This window comes from Xanthomonas vesicatoria ATCC 35937 (assembly GCF_001908725.1).
GTDB lineage: Bacteria > Pseudomonadota > Gammaproteobacteria > Xanthomonadales > Xanthomonadaceae > Xanthomonas > Xanthomonas vesicatoria.
In genome coordinates this window covers 42,336-67,682 of record NZ_CP018725.1, presented here as the reverse complement: position 1 = coordinate 67,682, position 25,347 = coordinate 42,336, and the positions used below count along the sequence as shown (strand labels likewise).

Annotated in this window: 16 protein-coding genes; 6 read left to right on the top strand and 10 right to left on the bottom strand. The window is 56.5% G+C overall.

Annotated elements, in window-relative coordinates:
* Positions 1–346 precede the first annotated feature (346 nt).
* Together BJD12_RS00290 and BJD12_RS00285 are read left to right on the top strand one after the other, a co-directional pair.
* On the top strand, positions 347–1,597 hold the full coding sequence (locus tag BJD12_RS00290; protein ID WP_324250518.1) for a site-specific integrase: 1,251 nt from the start codon (positions 347–349) through the stop codon (positions 1,595–1,597).
* 228 nt (positions 1,598–1,825) lie between these two features.
* On the top strand, positions 1,826–3,172 hold the full coding sequence (locus BJD12_RS00285; protein WP_005996439.1) for a hypothetical protein: 1,347 nt from the start codon (positions 1,826–1,828) through the stop codon (positions 3,170–3,172).
* Here BJD12_RS00285 and BJD12_RS00280 read toward each other — a convergent pair whose 3' ends face one another.
* The 4 genes from BJD12_RS00280 to BJD12_RS00260 form a co-directional block, all read right to left on the bottom strand.
* The gene (locus tag BJD12_RS00280) at positions 3,173–4,033 is read right to left on the bottom strand and encodes an IS3 family transposase (protein WP_005992929.1); all 861 of its coding nucleotides are present in this window, start codon (positions 4,031–4,033) and stop codon (positions 3,173–3,175) included. It lies immediately after the preceding gene.
* Positions 4,030–4,323 (bottom strand): transposase, encoded by a 294-nt coding sequence (locus tag BJD12_RS00275; protein WP_039421683.1) that lies wholly within the window; start codon positions 4,321–4,323, stop codon positions 4,030–4,032. Before BJD12_RS00275 ends, BJD12_RS00280 begins: the two co-directional genes overlap by 4 nt.
* Positions 4,324–4,857: 534 nt before the next feature.
* Positions 4,858–8,883, bottom strand: a complete 4,026-nt coding sequence (locus BJD12_RS23980) for an NACHT domain-containing protein (RefSeq protein ID WP_126936628.1) — start codon at positions 8,881–8,883, stop codon at positions 4,858–4,860.
* A gap of 353 nt (positions 8,884–9,236) precedes the next feature.
* Positions 9,237–9,740: a hypothetical protein gene (locus BJD12_RS00260; RefSeq protein WP_005988930.1), complete on the bottom strand. Its 504-nt coding sequence runs from the start codon at positions 9,738–9,740 to the stop codon at positions 9,237–9,239.
* Between the two features lie 303 nt (positions 9,741–10,043).
* Here BJD12_RS00260 and BJD12_RS00255 point away from each other — a divergent pair, with 303 nt between their 5' ends.
* The 4 genes from BJD12_RS00255 to BJD12_RS00240 are packed head-to-tail and all read left to right on the top strand — an operon-like array spanning position 10,044 to position 17,470.
* The gene (locus BJD12_RS00255) at positions 10,044–13,229 is read left to right on the top strand and encodes a tellurite resistance TerB family protein (RefSeq protein WP_005988926.1); all 3,186 of its coding nucleotides are present in this window, start codon (positions 10,044–10,046) and stop codon (positions 13,227–13,229) included.
* Positions 13,226–14,524 carry an ATP-binding protein gene (locus BJD12_RS00250; protein WP_005988924.1) on the top strand — a complete coding sequence of 433 codons (1,299 nt, stop codon included), beginning with the start codon at positions 13,226–13,228 and terminating at the stop codon, positions 14,522–14,524. Before BJD12_RS00255 ends, BJD12_RS00250 begins: the two co-directional genes overlap by 4 nt.
* Positions 14,525–14,527: 3 nt before the next feature.
* Positions 14,528–16,726, top strand: a complete 2,199-nt coding sequence (locus BJD12_RS00245) for a DEAD/DEAH box helicase (RefSeq protein WP_005988922.1) — start codon at positions 14,528–14,530, stop codon at positions 16,724–16,726.
* Positions 16,727–16,738: 12 nt separating this feature from the next.
* Positions 16,739–17,470 (top strand): hypothetical protein, encoded by a 732-nt coding sequence (locus BJD12_RS00240; protein ID WP_005988920.1) that lies wholly within the window; start codon positions 16,739–16,741, stop codon positions 17,468–17,470.
* A gap of 54 nt (positions 17,471–17,524) precedes the next feature.
* Here the strand turns inward: BJD12_RS00240 and BJD12_RS00235 are convergent, their stop codons facing one another.
* From BJD12_RS00235 to BJD12_RS00210, 6 genes are all read right to left on the bottom strand, one after another.
* Positions 17,525–18,592 carry an ankyrin repeat domain-containing protein gene (locus tag BJD12_RS00235; protein WP_005988918.1) on the bottom strand — a complete coding sequence of 356 codons (1,068 nt, stop codon included), beginning with the start codon at positions 18,590–18,592 and terminating at the stop codon, positions 17,525–17,527.
* A 92-nt stretch (positions 18,593–18,684) separates the two neighbouring features.
* Entirely contained in the window at positions 18,685–18,918 is a 234-nt protein-coding gene (locus tag BJD12_RS00230; RefSeq protein ID WP_005988916.1) for a hypothetical protein, read from the bottom strand.
* Between the two features lie 171 nt (positions 18,919–19,089).
* Positions 19,090–19,740: a hypothetical protein gene (locus BJD12_RS00225; protein ID WP_005988914.1), complete on the bottom strand. Its 651-nt coding sequence runs from the start codon at positions 19,738–19,740 to the stop codon at positions 19,090–19,092.
* 120 nt (positions 19,741–19,860) lie between these two features.
* Positions 19,861–20,514 (bottom strand): hypothetical protein, encoded by a 654-nt coding sequence (locus tag BJD12_RS00220; protein ID WP_005988912.1) that lies wholly within the window; start codon positions 20,512–20,514, stop codon positions 19,861–19,863.
* A gap of 40 nt (positions 20,515–20,554) precedes the next feature.
* Positions 20,555–24,541: a hypothetical protein gene (locus BJD12_RS24710; protein WP_074059279.1), complete on the bottom strand. Its 3,987-nt coding sequence runs from the start codon at positions 24,539–24,541 to the stop codon at positions 20,555–20,557.
* A gap of 32 nt (positions 24,542–24,573) precedes the next feature.
* Complete coding sequence (locus BJD12_RS00210) at positions 24,574–25,215, bottom strand: DUF1629 domain-containing protein (RefSeq protein WP_005997056.1); 642 nt, start codon at positions 25,213–25,215, stop codon at positions 24,574–24,576.
* Between the last annotated feature and the right edge of the window lie 132 nt (positions 25,216–25,347).

The window sequence follows — 25,347 nt, the reverse complement described above, 5'->3', positions numbered from 1 at the left end:
CCCATTTATACCACTGCAATCATTGCCCCATATAGCTTGTTAATAAAATATTTTATGAAAGCCGAACTGAAAATGTAGCTGTTTGAATGGCAATTAGTGAGATCACCTTAGGCAATCATCGGCACGAAATTTCTGTCCTATTTTATCATTGACAGAAAATCCCCTCCCCTTATCAAACGTCTACTTCCTCAACATTGGATTGTAGATGCACTTTAAACACTCTCAACTTCATCGATATTTGCAGCATCCCAAAGGTCAGTTATTCATTCGAAGCATTCGCATCGGCAAAGTCGAATTCAACGACATGGTCGTTCAAGACCGAGCCGGCGCGCTTCACCTTCAGGACCTGGTCCAAGCGACTTACGACCATCATGAAAAGCTCCGCCGGCTTCGGCGATCCGGAACTCGCTATCCAGAACCCCTACCCCTTGCCACTCCGGCGCGGCTCCTTTCTGAAGAGGTCGACGACTTCCTCAAAGACAAGGAGCGGCAGAACCTTCGCACCACCACGATCGATGCGTATCGCCGCACGCTTGCCATCCTTCAACGCGTGAGCGGCAACACCTCCGTTGCTCGGATCGACCACACGCACATCTACCAAATGTGGGATCTGCTGCGATGGGCGCCCGAAGACTTCATGACCAACCCCAAGCATCAGGGGTTGAGCGTCGATGCCTTGATCGCCAAGGGTCAACGTCAAGGACGGCCACAGCCGGCCAACGCAACACTCGAACTGCATCGGCGCTTCCTCGCGTCCTTCTTCAATACCCTGGTCAAAGCGCGTGCCATCCCGCATTCCCCAATGGATGCGTTCAAGCCCGCCAGAGAAGACCTCCTGGCTGATCAGGACGAGCCCGAGCGGCTGCTCTCAACCGAGGAAATCCAGAAGATCTTCAACCCCGAGACCTTTCTACCTTGGGCCAAGAAGTATCCGCACCGTTGGTGGTGCCCGCTCATTGCTCTCTTTACCGGCGCTCGGATCAATGAGATCGCCCAGCTCAAAACCAACGACATCGTCCAAGATCAAGGCGTATGGTGCTTCTCGATCCAGAAGACCGTGGACGAGGACCTGGCGCAAAGCGCTGGCAAGCGCAGCCGTCAAAGCCTGAAAGGTAAGAGTGCTATTCGCAAGGTGCCGATCCACCCAAGCCTCATCCAGGCGGGCTTCCTCGACTTCCTGGCGGACATTAAAGCGTCTGGCCACCCGCGCCTCTTCCCCAACTTGTCGGCTGGCACCTGCCGCAAGACCGGTGAGCCGAATGGGCGCTACAGCCAGGGCTTCGTCAACCAGTTTGCGGCTTACTTGAAGGGCTTAGGCTTTGGCAAAGGCATCGGGTCGCATGCCTTCCGCCATACCCTGGCTACCGAGCTCGACGCCAAGGGCGTGCGGGTTGAGCACATTGCGCTGATCACAGGTCACGCGCTCAACAAGAAGGCTCCCGTTCTGCAAGACAACTATGTCCACAAATCGGCCGGGAACACCCGGAAGATCCAAGTGGAAGCATTAGGCCACTATCAGCCGGCTGTGACGCTGCCCAGCTATGTGCGTGGGCAGTTCAAGGAGCGGTTGAGGAAGGGGGCGAGGATGTATCCGTAACTCATCAACATGATGGTTGGACTGGACAGCTAATGCCCTCCACAGCCTAGGAACTCACTGCAGTAGAGTCTGCTACTCGAACAAATAAAAAGCCCTGCTTTGCAGGGCTTTTAGAGAACTGGGGGCTTGAGCCGCTTGGTTAAAGCACTTAGAGTGCATTTTCCGCCCGGGTCGCGCCCCGCTTAGATGATTGGCATAAAACTGTGCCGAACTAGGATCTTAGGCCGAATGCTTAGCTCTGTCAACCCCAACGACAACATGGCGGCAGTCCGCCTTTTGGATTTCTTCGCTTCTCATGTGCCGTGGCATCGATCCCTGTGGGGGGTGGGAACCATCTTAGCAATGGAGGAACTCCACGAAGGTTGCGCAATGCTTCGCCAGGGACATCTAAGCGAAGGTTCAATCAAACGAATGAGTTCAACGCTTATAAAACGGGTGGGCACCGATCTGGCCTTCCGTATAGAAGAAAAACAATTTTTACAGCAGCAGATCACCCAAATCCCCAGAGCCGATGGGGCAGCCCATCACGGATTGAAGCAGCTTGCCAAAAGGGTGTCCTCTGATTACCTGGATCGCTGGGCTCGTATAGTCGCAACCGGCACCTATCCTATGGAATTGTTTGCTAGGAGCGTTGCTGCACACCTGCTAGATGCAGGATTTTCCGAGCAGCATCTCCACGACTTGGTGAAAAGCCATCTAAATTCTACCCCTGCTATTAGTCTGGCTGAACTTTGCGAAGCTCTACAGGCCGAACTAGTCCAACAACCAAGTCGTGAGTTCGAGGTGCTCGTAGCATTCAGTAAAGCACCTGAGTTTCCAAATGGTGTGCCAGCCGAATGGTTGCAAGCGACAGCTATACCTCAATGGCTAACTGCGAATGGTTTTGCTACTTCTGGTGTTCGTGCGCAGGTCGCAACTTTACTCACCGTTCACGCGAGGGATTACCTTGGCGCTGCAAAAGCGGCCTGGGACGAACATGAAAGGCATGCTGCTCGCGCCTTGCTCTCCACAGGTAAGCCGCTAAGTGTTGTCCCCACACTATGGGTTAAAGGTGCTAGGCAGCCATCTCTCAAGAAGGAGGCCTTTCGCGGGGTAAGTGTCAAAGAGCTTTTCCGTGGAGATCGTATTTTTTCCAATGACGCCAATCAAAGCGTTGATGCAGCTTTAGAACTACTGGCACATTTAGAGGGTGGTTCAGCGCCCGCAGCGATTGCGGGTGGGTGGGCCGCCATCGAAGGATTACTTGCGGATCCCAGTGATCGAGCAAGCGCAGCCGACAATTTGGCCACTCTAGTGGCATGCTCGCTTCCCCGTGCTGAATTGACAGCACTCGCACACCGCGCGATTAAAGATCACCCGATTGACTGCGCCCAACTAATTCAAATACAAAACAATCGAGAACGCTCACGCCAATTAGCCCAAATGATTATAGACGATTCACTTCCACTAATGGCCGGACTAAGTGATCAAGCGGCAGTAAAACGATTAAAGAATTTGCTTATAAACCCACATCGGGAGCTTGGAATTGTCAAAGATTCTATCGCTGAGCCACCCCCGATTTCTCGGACAGGTTAATTAGGGAACAACAGCCATCTTCTCGAACTCGGCCGGCGAGCGATAGCCCAGCGCACTGTGCAACCGCTGCCGGTTGTAGAACACTTCGATGTACTCGAACACTTTCCCGCGCGCTTCGTCGAGACTGGCGAAGCGCTCGTGGTGCGTCAGTTCCTGTTTGAGCGAACTGAAGAAGCTCTCCATCACCGCATTGTCGTAAGGCATGCCCTTGCGGCTCATGCTTGCGACCAGCCCAGCTTCTTGCAACTGCCGCTGATATGCACCGCTGGTGTATTGCGTGCCCTGGTCACTATGGTGGATTGCGCCCTGCGCTGGCCGTCGGCGGTGCAGCGCCATGGCCAGCGCAGCGCTGGCCAACGCCTGATCGGCCCGCTGGCCCATCGCCCAGCCCGCGATCTGCCGGCTGTGCATGTCTAGAACTGCCGCCAGGTACAACCAGCCCATCCGGGTCGGGATGAAGGTGATGTCCGCCACCCACACCCGATCTGGCCCCGGACTGACGAACGGCCATGCCAGCCGGTTAGGCGCTACCGCCGCACGCTGGTATGTGCTGCGCGTGCGCAGATAGCGTTGTCGCCGTTTGGTGCGGATCGCATGTGCCTGCCGCAGGCGCCGCACCCGATGCCGGCCGCATGTCTCACCTTGCTGACGCAACGCGCGCCACAGGCGCTCGCTGCCATACGCCTGGCGGGTTTGTGCGTGCAACTGCTCGATCCGCTGCAATAGCCGGGCATTCTCCTGTGCACGTGGCCCCGGACGGCGAGCGCACCACGCGTAATAGCCGCTGGGCGACACGCCCAACGCATGGCAGAGCCAACGCACCCGGTAACCCCGCTGATCTCGGATCCAGGCGTACTTCACGGTAGCTCCCGCGCAAAGTACGCCGCCGCTTTTTTTAGGATCTCGTTCTCTTGGCGCAGCCGCTCGTTCTCGCGCTGCAGCTTGGCCAGTTCATCCGGGTTGGCCTTGGGCCGGCCACTGCCGCCAAAGGCGCCAGCGCCCTTCGCATCGAGATCCGTGGCCCACTTGTAGAGCCGGTTGCGCGGGATGGCTAACTCCCGCGCGATCATGGCCGCTGGCCGATCTCCCGCCTTGAGCAACCGCACTGCTTCCCGCTTGAACTCCGCTGTAAACCGCTGCCGCTTCTGCATCGAACACCTCCCTGCGAGGATTGTCCTCGCTTTCAGGTGTCCGAGTTATCAGGGGTGGCTCACGCTGACTCATTTCACCGCCTTTATCGTCAGCGCAATCTGATCTTACATGGAGGGAGACTAGATAGTGTCGCACTTACTGCAAGTCTTCGGACTGTGGCAAAACTCGCAGGGGCAGGAATGGATAGGATTACCCACGGTCATTACGTTCAGGGATTAAGCCCGCTTGAACTAGTAGCAAGGGCGAATCTTTCATTAGCTCTTGCTAATATCAACCAACCGACAGATTGTGTTGACTTACTAGAATACGCCTAGCTTAAGGCTTGACTAGTGATGTAAAAAGTTTCGGCCAATCCCTAACCGACGCCAAGGAACTGACAATGGAGGTGCTAATGCCTTGCTCGCCGCCAGGCACTGACAAAGCTGTGAGCGGGCACATGCAATACCGCACTGTTTAAACTTGCACATAGCTTTGTATGTGCAGGACTACTGACGGTTGGAGTTCGGCACTTGGTAGCGCCTTTATCATTCTACTCATTCCACGCCAGGACCAGACACGTCTATCACCACGACGTTGATCCTTTTTGCGACAGAACTTGGCAGCACTCCTTGCAGCATGCGCTGCATCTCAGCAGCAGACTGCGGCCGGCCCTTTCCATTAGGCGGACTTGGGATCTTAGGTCCGCGCTTCTCCCCATACCAAAACACCAAGTAGATACCTAAACCACCAGCCTCGGGATCAGGAGTGTATAACCGATCAAGCTGCCCGATCGCCGCAGTCCAGACCTCTGCGTGGAAATCACGTTTGATCTCAATGACCGCCTTAATATTGCGACCCAAGATCACGATGTCGGCTCGCTTATCGGCACTCATGTGCCCTTCGGGCTCTGCGCGAAGCTCATGAGGATATAGTCGATAACGGAGCATGCCGAGCAACGCGTCTCTGGCCTGATCTTCCGTTTTTGGCCGATCAAGACGATTAGCGCTATCGGTGTTCCAAAAGAACTTATAAGGGTCTTCGTTACCATGACTGATGTGTCTCTGCACATCGCCTAAGTGATCAAGAACCACGGCAACCATATCCTGATGCGAGTGTGGCGCTCGATTGGCCAACGCTTCCTGTGCGACCTCCCAACTTGGTGCGACATGCGAAGCATCCACGCTTGCGGTCAGCTGATTGGCTTTATGGTGCAAGACCGAGTCGCGGTAGCTCTCCACCTCAGAGCGCTGCACCAACCTAGCCATGACCATACGTGCTTCATGGCTCGTCAGCGAAGCGATCTGCGCGATCATGGACTGGATATGCATCGATGCATCCCAGGGATTGCGCATTCCCATTGAGCCACCAACCGGCTGAGCTTTCTGTGGATACCGTGAAGACGCCCAGATCACTACAAACTCAAGCTGATTCAGGGAATACGACCAGACCTTATGCGATCCGAAACCTGCGTCCACGCCTTCTTCCAGGATCTCCCAAATCGCTACGTCAAGTTGCTCGGATGACAAACTACTTAAAATAGGCTGATAGACAATAGGGTCATTGGTGAAGCCAAACCAAAGCCAAATTCCCAAACATTGAAGCTCATTCGAACTCAGTGACGGCTTGGCTTGAAGTGAGTTTACGGTTTCCAAAGCAAGCGACTTGATTGCATGCCACACGCCATCTTCCTGTATCCATAGCAATATTTGCGTGAGAACATCCGCTTTTGGCAGCGGATAACTGTGCAAAAGCTGGACCAAGCCCCGCCCTCGATGATTGCCTACAAGCGTCGGATGACCAAGCGCCATCAAGCAGTGAGGATGGAGACTATGCTGAGCTAGCTCGTTGGCCAAAAAGGCTAGGTAGGTATCAGCCGCCAAGACCGGCTTGGCCTCAATTACTTCATCAACCCATACGTGACGCCACTGATCTACTGAGGATTTTGTATGCACATACACAGGGAAAATCGCTTCAATCATCAGTGCAGATCCTAGCAGAGTATCCGGAAGCTCCTTAATCTCACCGTCCTTATCGCGATAGACGTCAAGTGCAGCTAGCAATGCAGTCCAAGGCGTTGACCGTTTCTCACAGTAATCGGCAAGTAATTGAGAAAGCTCTGGCGGTGCAACCCTTGTCAAGAGAGCCTCAAATCCTCTGAGAACACAGGCCGAGCCCTGCTCTCCTAGCGCCCACTCCAATCGCAATCGAGGAGATGAGGGTGCTGCTGCGCTCTGTGGACGATCGTGCCAAAAATAGATCTCGGTAGCCTCTTCAAGTAAGCCTAAGTCCGAAGCACTACTGACCGCCGCAGCATTCTGCTCAAAATTCGCCTGAATGCTCACTCGCCAGGCTTTGGTTTGTCTTGCCTCTTCTTGAGCGTATTGCGAAACGAAATCAGGCATCTGGTTCAGTTGCGCTCGCCACGCTCTTTGGACCTCACCCAATAAAGGATCCAGCTCTGCCAAGGCGGACAAATTAGTGCTATGCACAGTTGCAACCACACCAAGGCGAACGGACTCACTCAACGCTGCTCGGTAGATCAGGGATCTGCGCTCACCATGGGCGGCATGTATCGCTTGAAGCATTTCTTCGAGCATGTCCCCTACATTCACCCATGGCCTGATCAGATGAATGAACCGCAACCAGGAGTTTTCATCACTCTTGGAAAAATCAGCGTGCACCAGTGCTGCGCGAAGCGTTTTCCGTCCCAAATCGGGAGATTCCTTGAACGCTTTGGCTAGCGATCCGTCTTGACTGTGGTGTTGAGCGCGGCGTAGATAGCACTTGAGCCAGCCATAGGATTGCTGTGGATTTTTGCTAACTGGCAACGCGATGGCGAGAAGCCGTTCATAAAGCCGCGATGCTTCACGCGGCCCACGTCGGCTTGCGAAGATTGATGAATTAGGAACTGCACGAATTTGAATTATCTGCAAAATCTCATTTGCCATTGGAGGATCAACGTGATCCAACAACCCAATCGTAATTCCGATTGGAAGTTGCTCTTCACAAGACTCAAGATCATCCCAAAACGCGATGAAATCATCAGCGTCGAGTCCATCTCCAAGATGAGCATGAAGACAAGCACTACGTAGCCGTAGGTCATCTTCAGAACTACCTAATTGAGAATAGGCGGTAAGCAAAGCGTGTCGCGAAGCATCGTCGCCTTCATGAAGCACTTCCATTGCTACAACTCGCAATGCGTAATGCGCCTTCACATCCCCCACGAGTGCTTTGAGGATTACCGTGAAGCCTGGCAATATCCGGTCGCCTTTTTGCAGCGACAGCACAAATAGGCGCAAAGACAAGCTGCTTTCCGATGACGTAAACAAGCACTGGTATTGCTTTGCTAGAACAGGATCAGCTAACGCTTTGGCGGTATCTGGCAAATGGCGGCGAGACAAGAACCAAGGGTCTTGCTTGCTGTGGCTAGCCAGCGCGTCGACTAGTCTCAGCCGATTGGCTGACGACCAGTTAGATAGATCTCCATAGAGCAGCACACCAACCGGGTCATAATCGATCAAAGGCGTCGGGTCAGCTACGAGGGTGACCAGCCAAGCAAACAAGCCACGAAGTGCGGTAGGTGGCCGTTCCTCAATCCCAAGCAATGCAAGCAAGCGACCCAGCGAGAACCCGGATGAAAGCTGCCTAATGAGGTAGCGTGCTGCGAGGAACTCAGCAATCGTACGATGGGTGTAGTCCACTCCTCCTCGACCGATTGAGACGAAGGCCCGCCGACTCAATGCCGCGTAAAGCTCGGGCTTGGGCGCTAAATCGATCTCCCTGTAGCAAGCGATGCTTTCGTCATCGGAGCTCGCAGCAAGTGAGAAACCTTGGCAATTCGATAGCAAGCGTAACGCACACAAGGCTCCTGCTGCACTGAGAAGCTCCTTGGCCGTGAACCGACCTGGCCCCAAGTCTTTCTCAGCATGAAGAGGGTTTTGCTCATCAAGCAAAAGCAACACTGCACGATCAAAGAGTTCCGTCTGGCTTAACGGCCAATTTCCTCGCTGGACCACCTTGGCGAGCAGCAGCAGGGTATGAGGGTTTTCGAGCAAGGGGTCGAGTTGTCGCCGAACGGCTTCTTCAACAAAGCGCTCAGCATCGTCACAGCAGCTGCTTGCAAGCACGTTCATCTGCTCGCTTTTTGTTAGAGCAAGAAGCCGAACTACAGTGGGCGCGCCTGACTTGTTGAAGTAAGGCCGCAATGCCACCAGGTCAGTCTGATCTAGCCAGTCCGCCACACGACAGGACAGGCGCATGCCTTTGGGCCGAATCATTGCAAGTTTGAGCGTCAGCTGGTCGACGGTGGATTGATCGGATCGTCCCGAGCGCGTCTCATCGAGCGCGTCAATCCAAAGAATCTGATCACGCGGGACTTCGTCAGAGGGTGTATTGAGGAAGTCTCTAACAGTAAAGTAGCATCCGTCTTCTTTGGCGGAAGAAGCCTTGAATAGCGAACTTTTTCCAGAGCCTGGATCACCTAATACAACGAGATTTTGAGCGCTTGCATGAGCGCTAAACAGGGTCACTTCACTTCCCCGATCCGGGGAAGGATCAATTTGCTGAACTTGACGATCCAATATCATTCTTCGTTAATCAAATTCGATGCGAGTGGAGCTGACACTAAATATAAGTGCTATCAGCGTTGAAAAATGCAAACCTAGGCATTGACAGAATGAAAATCGCGGTTAGTTCTAGGCCACCACCTCCACTCTACGTCTTACTATGACCATCGAAGAATTTTGGAACCAAGCCTATTTAGCAGCTCTCAGTCGTGTGCCACCTCAGCAAGCACAAGTCGATGCAAACGAAGCAACTGAGATTTGCATCGCGCACTGGCAAGAACATGCGCATCGGATTTCCGACCCCCGATTTTCACTTTGGCAGACTCAACCCATCAGCGGCGTGCCAAAGACCATCGCGAAAATTCCCCTCAGCGCTTTTTCCCATCAAGGCCCGATAGTGAAGACTTCCGTGAAACGGAAACCGAAGCGTCGAGGCGTGACTTCTCGCTGACTATCTCAGCGCCAAGATTCTGAGCCACGCCAGTGGCTGAGATGAGACTTTGTGTTTGCTGGAACTCGACGAAATTCTCTCGCATCCAAACTTGGTAGGTAAGAAGGTGACGCTTCTTTGAAGCGTCAAACCAGTAGAACTCAATTACCTTTGCGCCCGATGCGATATCAAAGTAAGCAACCAGGCTCTTGTGAAACGATGTTGCCATAGGTGGTATGTTTTCAAGGGCTTTCTGAGCCTCCTCCAAGTCGTTCTGCACCAGAGAAAACCTACTCTTAATTTGCTTTTCGCTGGCTTTCGTCGGATCAAGAACCTCCGCATCGGCTGGATTTGTTGGCACCACCACGAGCGCGATAGGGTTTTCCTTTTCCGGCGAAAAACAAGAGAAGATGTGAGCTTGCGGTTTCGAATTGGAGGTCATTACAGCATCCCTGCGGTCTGGAGATGAGCCGGGTCACGCATGGACAAGCAGGCGCGTCCCGGCACGCCTAATATCCTTGAAATTGCTACCACTTGCCAGACTTGCTCATAGCGGTCAGGCAGCGCTTCTCATTGGGCTAAACATGGTGCGGGTCTCCGTTGCCCTAGGCGCCAAGATGATATGCCAAGCTAACTCCTCGGGTGCTTTTCTCGTGTCTGCGGGCACTACAATGGCCTGGGAAATGCGCCGTAGGCAGGGGGCCACGTGGCTAGACGCAGAAAGAAACAAGGCTCAGGCCTCACCGTGATCGTGATCGCCTTGGCGATCATCGCGATGGTGCCGAGACAGGTGTGGATTGCTCTAGGCATTACTGTTGTGGTCGCTTTCGGGCTCTACCTCTTCGTGAAGTGGCAGGCTCAGAAGAAGCCGCCCGCCCCGGTCGTGCGTGAGCCGACCCTAGCGGAACTAACGGAAACAAAGAGAGTTCAAAGCAAACCTCGCGGTTCTATAACCGCTGATCCCCCCGGCGCCAATCGGAAGATCCTGTCTTCCATGCTAGAGGCTGCTCAACCACCGATCGCTCCATTGCCCTCGCAGAGCAACCGGGTTGCCAGCGAGCCCGTTGCGGAACCGACTGCAGCCTTGCGCCAATCAGTCCCCCCTTCTCAGGTGGCGCCTCCACAGAACCCAGCTCTTGCTGCAAAGGACCGCCCTGGGAACTTGCGGACCGCGATGGCGCACATTGCCGAGCACGGCCCGACGACACCAGTAGCACCACCGACTCCTGCCCCTCCCGGGCAGGCGGAAATGTCTCCGATCATTCTGTCAGGCACACGTGCCGCACTGGAACCGAGCGCCACCAGAAATCCTCAAGATCGCCCCGTCCCTCAGCAGCCCAACGGCAATTTGCTTGAAGCAATGCGCGCTGTGGCTGAGCAACCATCAATCAGTCGGCAAGCGAACTCTGCCATTGATGCCGCGTCAGACGCTCCGCGCATCATCGTGCCCACCCCGAGCCGCCCACGCTCAACTGCTTCGCTTAGTCCAAGCGATCTAGGAACAACCAAGACACCAGACGCGCAAACCATCGCCTCGGCACCTACGGAAGCCCCGTCATCGCCGCAGCAACTGAACAGCAATCTTCTCGACGCTATGCGTGCGGTCGGTGCTAGAGCTGCGATGCCTCCACCCGCCCAAACAGCTTCCGACCCCACACTTGAAAATCAACACGTGATCGCGCCAACGCCAACTGCTGAAAGAGTTGAGACGATCCCAGCACTGCCACCTGCATTGCCGCCTATTCCTGCTCCGCAGCGCGAGGCACGTGTGCCATCAACCCCGCCACCATTACCTGCAGCCTCCCGCACAGAACCGGCTAACGCCTTGGACGAACTTCATCGCACCAGCATCGCCGGCAGTGCACCTGCAAAGGAATTTTTGGTGCCCAAGCCTCCTGCGGGCTGGGAGAAGACGCGTTGGGTGCAGCCGGGCGAGATCATCGAAATTCGCGGGGTAAAGATCTCGGGCGGACTGTTCTACTCGGGGGTCAAGCTCGCCACACCGAGGGGTGGGAATGAACCCAGCTTGGTCAATGGCGTTCTCGCCGTTGCACCAACTGGCAACTACCGGGAGCCGATCGGCTACCAGGAAAACTACGCAGACCTATCTGCAACCGAACGTCGCGCCTACATCAATTGGCTCGCTTCTGATCGATCCGATCCCGAATGCAACTACCGATACGTGATGTTGTTCTTGTATGGCATTGAACGCCGGGTCGTGATCGATGGAATCGATGAGCCAGAGTCAAAGCAGGGTTGGCCGGCCATCAAAGCAGCACTACGGCAGCTAGAAGCCGCCTACGGCAAGATCTACAGCGTTATCCGATTCCAGATCAACAGCTTGCTCGACTGGATGGAACTCGATGACATTGAGGAGAAGCTTTACACCAAGCCGCTTCCTAGCTTTCAGCGCACCCATGAGCTTCCGTTCTACTTACGTCTAGCTTTGGGGCAATGCTCACTAGATCGCGCCCCGATTCCAGCACGCCTCGCCCTCGCATGGGCACGCCTGAGCCCCGAAATCCCCCTCAGAACTGCCACAACGCGCTGCGCAGAGGAATTCGATCAGCTCTTCGTTGAGCGCTACCGGGAGCTTTTTGATGCAGGGTTGGTCCTGCCCAAGAACCGCACCAAGCTTAAATTCTCAAGACAGACCTTTTCTCCTGCTTTGTATGGCACCAGCTTAAAGCCCAAGACCTTTGGCGAGACACCCGATGTCACCGCGCTCACCGCGCCCATCAAGAAGCTCAACGAAATCGTCCAGCAATGCACGGATGAGCTCGGCCCGTTCAGTCGTCTTCTGATTAAGAACCCCCAGGCTCGAACCACGCTGGAAGGCCTGCTACACCTGCCAACCAGCATCTGGCCTGCCCCGAGCAAAGCAGCGCTCCAATTGCTGTCGGACGAGGTTCAAGGTCGTGCGATTACCCTGCCCCTGAGCCAGCTTGCCGATCGCTTTGGCAATGGCGGGGCATCGCTCAACCGAGAAAAGATCCGAGATCTCGCCAGGACGCTCGAAGCCACTCACATCGGCATGGAGCCCAATGTGCTCGAAGGCGCGCGGGCGCCTGGCGACACTGATCCTGTCGTCCTCTTCGCGTTGTTGCCCGGCCAAACCCATCAAGCCCAAAGCAGTGCGTATCAAATCGCCCTGTTGACCTTGCAACTTGCTTCTACCGTTGCACAGGCTGATGGCGATTTCAGTGCACACGAAATTGACCATCTTGGCCGAGAGATTGATGCATGGAGTCACCTCAGTCCCGCCGACCACAAGCGCCTTCGTGCGCATCTTGTGTGGCTGAGCCAAGCACCCATCACCCTGGCCTCGCTCAAGAAAAAGCTTGATCCATTGGATCAAACCACCAAGGAAACAATCGCGGCCTCAATGGCAAGCCTTGCGCAAAGTGACGGCACGGTCTCGCCAGACGAAATGCGCTTCTTGGAGAAGGTTTACAAGACGCTCGGTGTAGAGACCAAGCGTGTCTTTAGTGACGTCCATGCCGTGAGCTCTGGAAGAAGCGCCATCAAGGCAGAGCCAGCCAAGCAGTTTCGCCTGGACCCCAAACGTATTGCCGAACTCCAACACGATACCGCAAAGGTTTCTGCCCTCTTGGCGGGCATCTTTACAGAGGATGTGGCCGAACCGATCATCGAGCCCCAGGCACTACCGCCACCCCATCAAGACGCTGCTGCTACCCCGGGCCTGCTGGGCTTGGATGAAGCGCACAGCGCACTGCTGCGCCTCATGCTCTCCCGACCCAGTTGGACGCGCTCCGAACTCGAAGATGGCGCTTCGGATCTGGAGCTAATGCTCGATGGCGCACTTGAACACATCAATGATGCATCGTTTGATGCTTACGACATCCCATTCACTGACGGGGACGATCCGGTGGAGATCAACCCTGAGTTCATCGAGAAAATAGAACAATGAGCAACCCTATTCGTGCCAAGGATCGCGATGCGGTCATCCAGTCATTGCGTGCAGGTGTCGTGCCTCGTGCTGGTCAGCACCTGATCCAGGTCGGGCGCATTCGCGAAGTCGAAACGCTGGTCAGCGACATTGATCGCTTGGCCGATGGCGGCTCCTCGTTCCGACTGGTCGTTGGCGAATACGGTGCAGGCAAGACCTTTTTCCTCAACCTGGTGCGCGCCATTGCCATGGAGCGCAAGCTCGTCGTGGCAAGCGCTGACCTCAATCCCGATCGGCGTTTGCATGCCTCCGGTGGCCAAGCCCGTTCGCTTTATGCAGAGCTGATGCGCAACTTGGCCACGCGCACCAAGCCGGACGGTGGCGCGCTGCCAGGAGTCGTTGAGAAATTCATCGCGACCGCCAAGACCGAAGCCAAAGCAAAGGATGTTCCCACCGAGCAAGTCATCCGCACCAAGCTTGAACAGCTGACGGAACTCGTTAACGGCTATGACTTCGCTGACGTCATTGCGGCCTACTGCAAGGGCTTTGAAGAAGGTAACGAGCAACTCAAATCAGATGCCATTCGCTGGCTGCGCGGCGAGTTCTCCACCAAGACCGACGCGAAAGCTGCGCTTGGTGTCCGCTCGATTGTTGATGATGCCTCGGTCTACGATCAGCTCAAACTGATGGGACGCTTCGTGCGACTGGCCGGCTTTAGCGGGCTTCTGGTTTGCCTGGACGAGCTCGTTAATCTCTACAAGCTTGCCAACGCCCAGGCACGCAACTCGAACTACGAGCAGATCTTGCGCATGCTCAATGACTCCTTCCAAGGCACTGCGGTCGGTCTTGGCTTCGTGCTGGGTGGCACGCCGGAATTCCTGATGGATCCCCGTCGCGGCGTTTACAGCTACCAAGCCCTCCAAAGCCGCTTGGCCCAAAACACCTTTTCCAAAGAAGGGCTGGTCGACTTCTCTGGACCTGTCGTGCGCCTTTCGAGCCTCACTGCGGAAGACTTCTATGTGCTTTTGACCAAGATCCGCCACGTTTACGCAGGTGGTGATACAGATAAGTACTTGCTGCCTGACGAAGCGATCCAGCAATTCATGGAGCACTGCGCCAATCGGATTGGTGACAGCTTCTTCCGCACGCCTCGCACCACGATTACTGCGTTCATCAATCTCTTGGCGGTCTTGGAGCAAAATCCCGGCACGGCTTGGCAAACCTTGATCGGGGAGGTAGAAGTCAAGGAAGACCATGGCGGCGACGAAGATCTAACGGTCCAAGCGGATGACGAACTGGCTTCGTTCAAACTCTAATCGATGAGCCAGTCAAGCGCGTTCTCTCTTCTTTCGCCAGGCATCCAGCGCTACTTGTGGGCAGAGCAATGGGAAGCCCTGCGAGATGTCCAGGAAATGGCCATCCCACTGATCCTGCCTGCCGATCAAGATGTGATCGTTGCCGCTAGCACCGCCTCGGGCAAGACGGAAGCGGCCTTCCTTCCAGCGCTGACCTATCTTGAACAGCAAACCCCAGCAGGTTTGATCGTTTACATCAGCCCCTTGAAGGCCTTGATCAATGATCAATTCGGTCGATTGGAGCGACTGTGCGAAGACCTCGAAATTCCGGTGTGGCCGTGGCATGGGGACATCAGCAGCACAAGCAAACAGCGCTTCTTCAGGAAACCACATGGCGTCGTTCTAATCACGCCAGAGTCGCTAGAAGCAATGCTGTGCAACCGAGGCACCTCGATTGCCGGCATCTTCAAGCACCTGGCTTACTTTGTGATCGACGAGCTGCATGCCTTCATCGGCAGTGAGCGCGGCAAACAACTTCAATCCTTGCTACACAGGATCGATACCGTCGTTGGTCGCAAAGTGCCTCGCATCGGGCTGTCGGCAACACTCGGTGACATGCAGGCTGCGGCGCGCTTTCTGCGTCCAGCGGGCACCGCCGCGATTGTAGACGCCCCTTCCGATGCGTCAGAACTTCTCCTTATCATCAAAGGCTTTGAAGAACCTGTTCCTCAAAAGGGCGAAGCTGATGACAAGAAGGAGAAGCAAGAACTAGCACCATTGGCTGTGGCCGAGCACTTGTTCAAAACCCTTCGCGGCAGCAACAATCTGGTCTTTCCCAACAGCCGCCGTGAGGTCGAGCGCTATACCCACCTGCTCAATGAGCTTTGCGAAAAAGGTGGCGTGGCGCGCGAGTTCTGGCCGCACCATGGCAGTCTTTCCAAAGAAATTCGCTACGACACTGAGGCTGCGCTCAAACAAAAGGATCAGCCAGCGACTGCCGTCTGCACCAACACATTGGAACTCGGCATCGATATCGGAGCGGTCAAGAGCGTTGCCCAGATTGGCACGCCCCCTACCGTTGCCAGTCTTCGTCAACGCATGGGCAGATCCGGAAGACGCAAAGGTGAAGCTGCGATCTTGCGCGGCTATGTGATTGAAGATGCCATTGACTCGCAGGCGGATCTTCGAACACGCCTGAGGCTCGACACCTTCCAAACTTTGGCCGTGGTCATGCTGCTCACCGAGAAATGGTATGAGCCGCCTGTGGTCAAAGGTGCGCATCTTTCCACCTTCATCCAGCAGCTCCTTTCAGTCATCGCACAGTATGGCGGCCTGACCGCACCCCAGGCGTTTCAGTTGCTATGCGCGCCTAGCGCTCCTTTCAATCAAGTGTCTCGTGATGCGTTTGTCGAGCTGCTGCGCCATTTGGGTCAACAAGACATCTTGATCCAAGACGGATCCGGACTTTTGCTACACGGGCCTGTCGGCGACCGGATCGTCAACCACTACTCGTTCTATGCAGCGTTCACGGTCGACGAGGAATTCCGGATTGTCGCTGCTGGCAAACCGCTTGGCACCCTGCCCATTTCCCAGATGCTCACGACCGGCCAGCGTATCTTGTTTGGTGGACGCACTTGGCTTGTCGAGCAAATCGACGAGGCCCAGAAGACGATCTATGTGTCTGCCACCAAGAGTGGCGCGCCACCATTGTTCAGCGGCGGCGGCGGACGCGTGCACACCAAGGTGCGTCAGACGATGCGCGCGATCTATCAGGGAACACTGACGCCAACGTTTGTGGATGCGCGTGCGCAGCGCTTCATCGACGAAGGACGGACCAGCTACCACCAACACGGCTTGGATGATCAATTCTTTCTGGATAGGGGAAGCGACATCCTGCTTCTCACTTGGCTGGGCGATGCGGCCAACGATGCAATCGCTTGCCTACTCAATGCCAGGAACTTCAAAGCGCAGGGTAGCCGCCTGGGGGTCGAGATCACGCGGGGTCCGAATGCCCTTGAGAACATCCAGACAGCGCTCAGAGCGATTGCCGCTACACCAACCCCGTCCATTGAAGTGCTATTGGCAGGCGCGAAAAATTTGGCTAGCCAAAAGTGGGACAATCTGCTTTCGCCCCACTTGCTTCAAGTGTCCTATGCCAGCTCGAACCTAGACCTTGATGAGGCGATGGGTTGGCTACGCAGCTCCTTCCCATCTCGCAGTTGATCTACGAAAACTATGCGCCATATCGAAATTGTCCGATCGAAGCGTTCCACCCCGTCACCAGAAGACGCGAACAGTGCATCTTCCAAGAGGTCGTGGTCCATCACCCGCTTCGTCGGTAGTCTGGCTGCCGTGACAACACTAGCTGGAATCGTTCTTCACGGCTGCGGGCATGTCGCTTACACAAGCTATCTCAAAGCCTGGGGCGTTCAAGCCGACCTATTTCCCCAATCGACCGACTGGAAGGTTGTTCGCGGCTACTATGCCATCGTGCTGCAAGGGCTTGGAATGTTTCGCTCGTTCCCCTGGTTTTCCGTAGCAACAGCCTTTGTTTTTGTGTGGATCGCAGTTTTGATCTATCGGTTACCCACTCGACCAGTTGGCGAAGGTCGAATTAAGGAATTTTTCCTGCGACATCCATGGATCAAGCTTATTTCCTCATCGGCCGGCATTGCTGCCTCGGGGGTTTATCTCGCACTGACACTATTTCTCGTCGGCCTGTTGGTGGCGACCCTGCCGGGTTTGCTTGGCGAGCATGCTGGTAAAGATGACGCAAACGCAGAAAAGGGTCGACTCCTCGGTCCAGTCTCGCGAGGAGATTCAGAACTCTGGGAAAAGGGTGAGCGAAAGATCCGAGGCCACATCATTGCCAGCAGTTCTGACCTGATCGCCATCTACGACATCGATCTCCATCAGGTCCGAACGCTATCGCGTGGCGATTGGGAAATACGAAGAGTAGGTCCTTAGAAGCATAGGTGTGAGGATGCTGGCAACATCTGGTCTTATCTCGGCAACATCTGCTTACAAGCGCACGCCACGAGATGAGTTCATTGTCACCGTCTCTGCCGCATCGCTCTGCGCCCCCCTTTTGCGCTCGTTGGATTGAAGCTCTCTGCGCTGCTCGGTTGCGTCTACCCTGGCGATCGCTCCATCAAGCTTGGCTTCAAGCTCTTCGTAGCTGATCAAATCCCGCACATGGCTTAAGTCGACTCGGCGAACCAGAACATCCACCACTTCATCATGGCCATTTTCGAGTGCAACGTGCAAAGCCAATTCGGGATAAGCGGTCTTGTGCGCAAACTCCAAGATGGACTTGACGATGCCTGCATGCCCATTCCGGGCGGCGAATTGCAGCGCTTCTTGACCAAAATCGCGCGGCGCACGGCCTGTTCTGACGATCGCCCAAAGCAGAGTCCGCACCAGTTGTTCATGGCCCTTGGCAACAGCGGCGTTAAGTCCTGCTGTGTAGGTGTCTTCCGGATCTGGGAGGCCAGCTTCGATCAAGAAATCAACGACGTCGACATGGTTATTCTCGGCCGCCGCCGGAAAGCCGTGCTGCGCACATTGGATCTTCGATGAGAACGGCAAAAGATGCTTGACCACCTCCAAATATCCCTCTTTGCATGCGGCAATCAATGCTCGACTTCCCTGTGCCTTGGAATCTGAGAACAGGACCAATTGAAAGACGATATCTGCATGACCACGGCGCGCGGCCTCATACAACGCAAGTGAGTCATGTTGCAGAGGGCTACACTCTTTGAGCAGGCGTTTGACGCACTCCGTGTGCCCGTGCCTGACAGCAAGCACAAGAGCATAGTCATCCTCTGCATCGCAAAGCGCCATGAGCTGTTCGATCGCTCGCAGTGATCCTACCCTAGCAGCCACATCAAGCGGATAGACCTGAAATGACTTCGACAGCAGTGGAACCAATTGATCGACCAAGCTCTCCTTTTCGCTTCTGATTGCAACATCAATGGCGTAGCGTGTAGCAGCGTCGACATCACTTTGAGCCTGGCAGAGCGACGTCACATACGTCTCGCTTCCCTGCTTCACCGCCTGTCTAATACTCTTTTTAATTTCCTGATTCATTTTCTCTCCTTCCTTTCAACTTAACGCCATCACGCCTTTCGTCAAGATCGCAGCGTAACAGCGTCAGTCGATTGGACAGGCCAAAACGGGACTTACAGATCATTGATGCCTGGAACATCGTCATCGTAGTCGCACGCAATGAGCGAGCCGGTTTCATCTTCGATGCGAAGGATCTCAGGTGCGCTTTGCCATTGGTCGAAATCAAAGTCGCTGTAAGCAATCGCGTCGATATCGCATTTGGAGAGTGCTTCCTCTGGCGAGCTCGCTTCAATCGTTGCCCAGTGGACGATTTGGGCATACGCATTAATCTCGATGGTGTATTTCATCTTGCTCTCCGTGCTTGGCGACTTGCCAAGCTTCGGAACGCAATCTATGCATCAGGCCCGGATAGCTAAAGGACGAAGTCGTCCCGGATCGCTGAACAACCATTTATCCGTCGCCGGCAACCCTGGTGACTAGATGCACCAGACCGTCAATTTCCTAAGGCAGCCGGCGCACTAAACGGGCTTGGTTTCTTCGTCTAACTCTTGACGATCCAGCCACGCCATCTTGGCATCATGGACCGCCATCAGATGCGAGCGGTAGACGTTTCGCCAGCGCCTCTTCTCAGAGTTTGATTGCCAAGGCAACGCCAAGACCTGATCGATGGTCAGAGCCAAGATCGTTGCTCCCTGCTGGAATGCTTCTTCAATCGCACTCATATCAAGGTCCGTGATGCCCGCATGCGAGATCACGCTCTTGATTTTTTCTGAGGACTCGCGGATCACAATGAAGGGAATGCCCTTCCCTGTTCGGCCAAACCTGCCCGAGATCGGCTCTTGGACCTTTTCGCGCGCTTTGGTGATTTTGGCATACCACGTCAAAAGCTCGGCTTTGGTGATGGATCGTGGCGAGCTTTTGCTCCCTGCAAAGGGATTGCCGTGCTCTCGTTTGAGCTTGTCCAAGTGGCGTCTCGGGATACCGAGGTAGAACTCGGCCATCGGCTGCGTGAAACGCGTCGTGCTCGCTGAGCGGTCAAGTCTTTGCCTCAGGCCGTCGAAATCACGGCTGGCGATGATGGCATTGCGCTCATCGCGCTTGGCGATGACTTCAAGCGCTGCTCGAAAAAACCCCTCTTCGAAGCTTTCCGCCGTGCTGACATTGGTCATCCAGCCACCTCCTCAAAAAGTGTCTCTGCAAACCATGATCGCAGACTTGTCCCTCAACATCCTGACATCGCACTGGCGATGGCGATGGAACGCTCCGCTGAGCGAATCGGTCAGCAGGCATCACTGCTCAGACGCCGACGCAGTGCGCAGATTGATCGCTCTGTATTGCCTCTGGTTGCCGTAACGCGGCCCGTTTTTCTCGAAGGTGGCACAGAGCCTGTCTTCTCCACAGGGTGCCAGATCGGCACGCCGAACGCGATCCAGGTAATCGATGGATGTCTGCAGCTGTGCAAGTTCGGCACGCTTTTCCTTGATGATGGGAACCGAGTAAGCCACCGCACCCAGGCCCAAGACGCCTGCCAGAAGCATCGTGGCCGATGCGATCCACATGCGCCGCGTGATCCGTGTTTCCAGGGACTGCTGGGCATGCGCGTAACGCCGCGTGGCTTGCTGCAATGTCTCGTCTGCATGGACCATCTCTTTGTTGAACCGCTTGGCGGCCGGTTCCAGCGTCTGCGTCAATGCCTGATTGGTCAGCTGCGTCAGCCTCGGCAATGCATTCTCAAGCACCCGGTTGACCTTGACATCGGCGCTGCTGGCCGCGCGTTGCAGCACCTGAAGTTGCTCGGCGACCACATCGCGCAGCCGTTGTTCGCGCTGCTGCATGGATGCCACCAGGGTCGTCAGCACCTTGACGGTCTCCTGCAACGACGCGTTCGATGCGTTCAACATCACCATCATTTCCGCCATTGCGGTAGCGTCTTGCCTGTCCATGAGGTCTCCTCAACTCGGTTGATCCCAGAAGAGATTTTGACTAACCACCGCCTCCACCACCACCGCCTCCTCCCCCTCCGTCTCCACCACCACCACCGCCCCCTCCATCCCCTTGGGGACCGCTCTGCATCGGCCCTTTGGCGAACTCCGGCAGCGTCAGCACCATCACCGGCCCACGGCTGGTGTTGACCTCCGCTGAGACATCCATCCCCAGCGCCTGGCGTGTGGCGGCAAGCTCCTGGGCCTCCTGCTGAGCCTGCGCCTCCAGGAACTCGTTGCCTCTTTTGATCAGCGCCTGCGTCGCAGCACTATTGGCCACCCGATCTAGCGCTTGCTCGATCGCCAGCTCGTTCTTGCTGTCGAGCGCGTAGAGCACTTCGTCCACGTCCGGGTCGCCCGTGATGGATTTCCGCTCAACCGGCGAGGACTCGTTTGGCGCATCCCTTCCCCCTGGACCGGCGAAGCCCTGAGCTTGAGGCGGGAAGACATTGGTTTGCTCAGCCGTTTCGCTAGGAGAGCGGCGATCCAGTTGGTGCGCGCTGAATGCATCGATGCTGCCACCCTCTTGGTCTAGCGCCCTCTTTTGAGCGAAGGGATAAGGTTCTCCACGATCGCGATACTCCTTCCATTCCTGGTGGAAGCGTTCGTCTTCTCGATCAGCCCGCTCAATCTCCTGTTGCAGCTGGCGCAGCGAGCGCATGGTCTCTTCCAAGAACAGAGCACCGCCCGGGTCTGCGCCGCTACTATCCTGCGCTGGGGTGGATTGAGTGCGTTGATTTTCTGCGTCTGCTGTCACCACGAAGGAGCGACTCACAGCACTGGCTTCTGGGGACTGCTCGTGTGCTTGCGCAAGGTGTTGAGGTGGCAGCAACGGCGCACCATGAGCAGCGATCAAGGTGTCTGAAGGACGGGACTGCTGTGCCTTGGTCTCTTGCTCAGGAGTGGTAAGCGCCGTGGCCTTCGATGCCATCAATGGGTCTGCTGTCTCAGGCGTTGTTGGGGCCATGACGCGAACCGACTCTCCCTCCTGCTCACGCGCTGGGTCTTGCAGGCGGATCGGCGCTCGCTCCATCTCCGCCTGCTGCGTTTGCACCTGGTGATACAGCGCCGGGGACACCGCATCGGCCTGTGCGCTTTGCAAAGGTGGGTTGCCGGATTCCCGGTCCTCGGAGGGAGGCACCTGGATGCGCGCGGTGTCGCGGCTTTGCAACGATTGCGGTTCGAACGCGCGTTCTGCTTCTTGTGCTTGACGCAGCTGCGCGTCATCTGGACCAGGCGTTTGCTTCGGTGGGTCAGGTGGGTTGTGAGCCAGCTGTTCGCCTGTCTGTTGGTTCTGCACCTCTGGCTGCTGACGCGCGTCTTCCTGCTGCAACTGAGGACGCGTCGTTTGTTGAGCCAGCGCCGCATTCGGAGCATGCGGTTGAGGGTCGGCTTGCTGCGAGGCGTGCTGCTGCGCTTGGCGAGCCTGACTTTCCTGGACCTCAACCTGCCGGGCTTCTTGAGCCTGGCGGTCTTGCTGCTCCCGCTGTTGGTTGTCGGCCTGGCGCTCTTGCGCCTGACGTTGCTCGACATCCCTTTCCTCACGCTCCTGCAGTTCGCGCTGCTGGCTGGTCTGCGCCATGCGCTCCTGTTGCTCGCGTTCTTCCTGTTCGCGTTGCTGCTCTGCTTGGCGTTGACCTTCCAACACCGCCTGCGCCTGGACTGCCTGCTCGCTCTGCGCCTGTTCTTCGCGCTCCGGCTGTGCCTGCTGGATGTGCTCGCGCACTTGCGCGACATGCTGCTCGTGCGCAACACGATCTTGCTGCTCGCGTTCTTGTCGCGCCTGCGCCGCAATAGAAGCCTGCATGCGTGAATGGAGGTCGAGCACTTGCTGTGGACTGGAAGAATCGGAGGTCGAGGTGTCCGTGTCTGCCGTTCCCTCAGCCCCGCGCCCAAGGCTTGGCACCTCTCGCCGATTGCCTGGCGCCTCACTCAACGCCTGTCGGATCTCGTCGCTGCTGGTGACGGCCACCACACGAGTGACCCCATCGCTGCCGCGTTGAAGGTGCGCGATGGGGCTGTCATAACCGTATTGCCCCAACTCATTGCGCTGCAACTGCTGCATGGTCGGCCCGGTGATGCCGTTGGCGTCTATGGTCCGCTGCGAGGCCAGCTCCACGGCCTGCTGGGTCTGCGGGTTGACGTTCAAATCAACGCCTGCCGCCCGGTAACGATGCAGCAGTTCGTTGTGCTCCATCTGCGCAGCGGTCGGCGCGGGAAGTGCCTGGATCGCCGCCAAGGTTTCCTGGGAGCGCTCGATTGAGGGCTGCCGCAGTCGGTCGGTCAGTTCCAGCTCCATTGCCAGGTTGCCACTGGCGACGCCATCCTTGCCGGCCCACTGCCCAGACTCGTTCCGCTGGTAGACCTGGCCGTCGTGTCCCTGCACGTGACCTTGCTTGGCGAGGACGCTTTCCACTGCCGCAGGCACTTCGACACCGTAAGCCTGGGCTCGCTGCGCGGCATGGTTTTCCAAATAGGCGGCGGCGATGGCTTCGCGCCCAGTGGCGATGTTGCTTTCGATGCGGCCCAGGGCTTCTTGGTTGAGCTGTCGCGCGCGTTCAGGGGAAGCGGTTTGGTGTTCGTAGCTGCCCCGGTCGTTGGCACCGAACACGGCGGTTTTGACCTGGCGCTCCCATGCCTGGCTCTCGGGATTGCGATGCCAGTTCTGGTTGTCCAGTCCCACTTGGTCGCTGGCTCTTGCAGGGAGGTTGAAAGGGTCCTGTGGTGGTGGAGCCTTGCACAACGCCAACTCCACGGCCTTGGCGTTGGCCAGCGCACCCAGCTCCTGGGATTTTTCGTAGCTGGCGACCACGGGTTGCTCGCCCAACGTGCGACGTCCCTCCTGGGCGCGATCGATGGCCGCTTCGCGCTGCCAGTTGCGACCATTGAATTGCCACTCCACACCGGCCTTGTCGGTCTGGTGGTAGATGGCGCGGTTGTCCAGCAAATCGGCGCCTTTGTCGAACGCCTCGCTCATCAACAGCGCATCGCCGACCACCAACGCAGCAGGCACGAAGCCGCTGCCGCCAATCGCGGCGGCGGTGGACGCGCCACCGGCCCAGCCGCCGACGTTGCGGGCCAATGCATGGGTGACTTCGGACTGCGCGGCAGTGGCATTGCCCTGTTCCAGCAGCTCCGCCGAACGGCGAGCTGTTACCACCGCATCCGCGCCGGTCGCTAACAAACCTCCCGAACGCACCAAGGTGCTCGCCGATGCATTGCCCAGCAATACTTCCATGGACGCCGCACCGCGTTGGCCTCGGGGCACGCGCAGGTTGTGTGCGGCTTCCTCGCCCAGGGTCTGCTCGACCTTGAGGATGCCCTGCTCGGAAAAGACCACCCGTCCGTCGTGGTGGGCGTTTGCGATGGCGAGCGACAACCCATGGCGCTGAAGCTCGATGTCCCCGCCTCGAACGATGGCGGTGTCGCTGACTTGGATTTGGTTGAGCGTGGAGACGATGCGCGATTCGGAGTTCGTGACAGCACCCCAGCCGTGGTCTATCTCCGTGAAGCTCTTCAGGGCTTCAATTTGTTGGGCATGGGTTTGCTGGTAGGTCGGGATATCGCGGAAAAAGTCTTGAACCTTTTGATTGGTCTGCGCAGCGCTTAAACCAACGGGCGTATTGGTGTTCAGATCACCATTGATTAGGCCTACTTTGACTGTATCGCGTAGGCCCTCGACACGCTGGACAACACGGTCCATCGCAGCTGGGTCACCCTCCAACATGGCTTGTCCATCTCGGGACGCGTAGAGATCTTCAAGGTGATCAAGCAGCCCATACTGGTAAGCGCCAAGAGGGCCGCCGCTATGTGGCGTGATTCCCATCGTTTGAGCGAACGCGGGGTTGGCCGGCAGGAACAGTCGGTTTTCCGGCGCGTGGATATCGAACTTCCCCGCCCGCTGAAGCTCATCAAGCAACTCGCTGTTCTTCAGCGTCTGCTGTTCTATGTTGTGGTGATCCTGGAAAAGCGTTCGGTAGTTCGGCACGGATCAGGCTCCTTGTCGTCTTGCGGCTCGGCCTAGCGGTTCACCACGTCGTAGAACCAGAGGCCGTCCGACTGTCCATCGGAGCCGATACCGGCTGCTTTCACAGCATCCTTGAACACTCGATCACAAAAGACGCCACCGTGAAATGGCAGCCTAAATACATGCGCTGCCCCGAGCACATCGCGTTTGAAGGCCAGCCGCGAGCCTCCCGCTAAGCTGTAATATTTACCAGCTTCGTATTCGTCACTGACCTTGATATCGAGGTGAGAGGCATCTTCATCCAGCACGTCCACCGTGCGGACCACATCGCATAGGTAGACGTTTGGCCCCTTCGAGCCATCGGCTAAGCGATAGTCGGTTTCGACAAACGCAAACGCCTCAGGATCTACAGCGTCCATCACTCGACGCAGGCGCTCTGAAACCAGCCAGTAGCCGCTAAATCCTCCTTCCAGATCTTCGGGAGGCACGCCCTCATTGGGGCGATAGACCAGGCGTGGAACCTCGCGCAAAGCAGGAAACCCGCCATCCTTTGGCCTCAGAATCAGCCTAGGCCGAGTTAGGAGCGCCTCTCGGTTCTCAAAGACAACCCCATGGCCTTTGCCACCTCGCCGGACGTCCGGCTGCAAATGGAAGAACTCTCCCTTATTGGGCTGATTGGTCATTGTTGTTTCCATGCGTTGCCTCCCGTCCACCTTGGCATGCTCCCCACCTCAGTCGGGCAGAGTCTACCGTCCCGATCGCCGACCTGGGCAGACAAGAAGGCAAAAGGGCAACACCGTGCTGCTCGCTCCGGGAGACGGTCGGGG

Excerpts from the sequence above, each read along its gene's own strand:
- BJD12_RS00285 (WP_005996439.1), top strand. The coding sequence starts at position 1,826 with ATGCTTAGCTCTGTCAACCCCAACGACAACATGGCGGCAGTCCGCCTT.
- BJD12_RS00275 (WP_039421683.1), bottom strand. The coding sequence starts at position 4,323 with ATGCAGAAGCGGCAGCGGTTTACAGCGGAGTTCAAGCGGGAAGCAGTG.
- BJD12_RS00260 (WP_005988930.1), bottom strand. The coding sequence starts at position 9,740 with ATGACCTCCAATTCGAAACCGCAAGCTCACATCTTCTCTTGTTTTTCG.
- BJD12_RS00250 (WP_005988924.1), top strand. The coding sequence starts at position 13,226 with ATGAGCAACCCTATTCGTGCCAAGGATCGCGATGCGGTCATCCAGTCA.
- BJD12_RS00245 (WP_005988922.1), top strand. The coding sequence starts at position 14,528 with ATGAGCCAGTCAAGCGCGTTCTCTCTTCTTTCGCCAGGCATCCAGCGC.
- BJD12_RS00240 (WP_005988920.1), top strand. The coding sequence starts at position 16,739 with ATGCGCCATATCGAAATTGTCCGATCGAAGCGTTCCACCCCGTCACCA.
- BJD12_RS00235 (WP_005988918.1), bottom strand. The coding sequence starts at position 18,592 with ATGAATCAGGAAATTAAAAAGAGTATTAGACAGGCGGTGAAGCAGGGA.
- BJD12_RS00230 (WP_005988916.1), bottom strand. The coding sequence starts at position 18,918 with ATGAAATACACCATCGAGATTAATGCGTATGCCCAAATCGTCCACTGG.
- BJD12_RS00225 (WP_005988914.1), bottom strand. The coding sequence starts at position 19,740 with ATGACCAATGTCAGCACGGCGGAAAGCTTCGAAGAGGGGTTTTTTCGA.
- BJD12_RS00220 (WP_005988912.1), bottom strand. The coding sequence starts at position 20,514 with ATGGACAGGCAAGACGCTACCGCAATGGCGGAAATGATGGTGATGTTG.
- BJD12_RS00210 (WP_005997056.1), bottom strand. The coding sequence starts at position 25,215 with ATGGAAACAACAATGACCAATCAGCCCAATAAGGGAGAGTTCTTCCAT.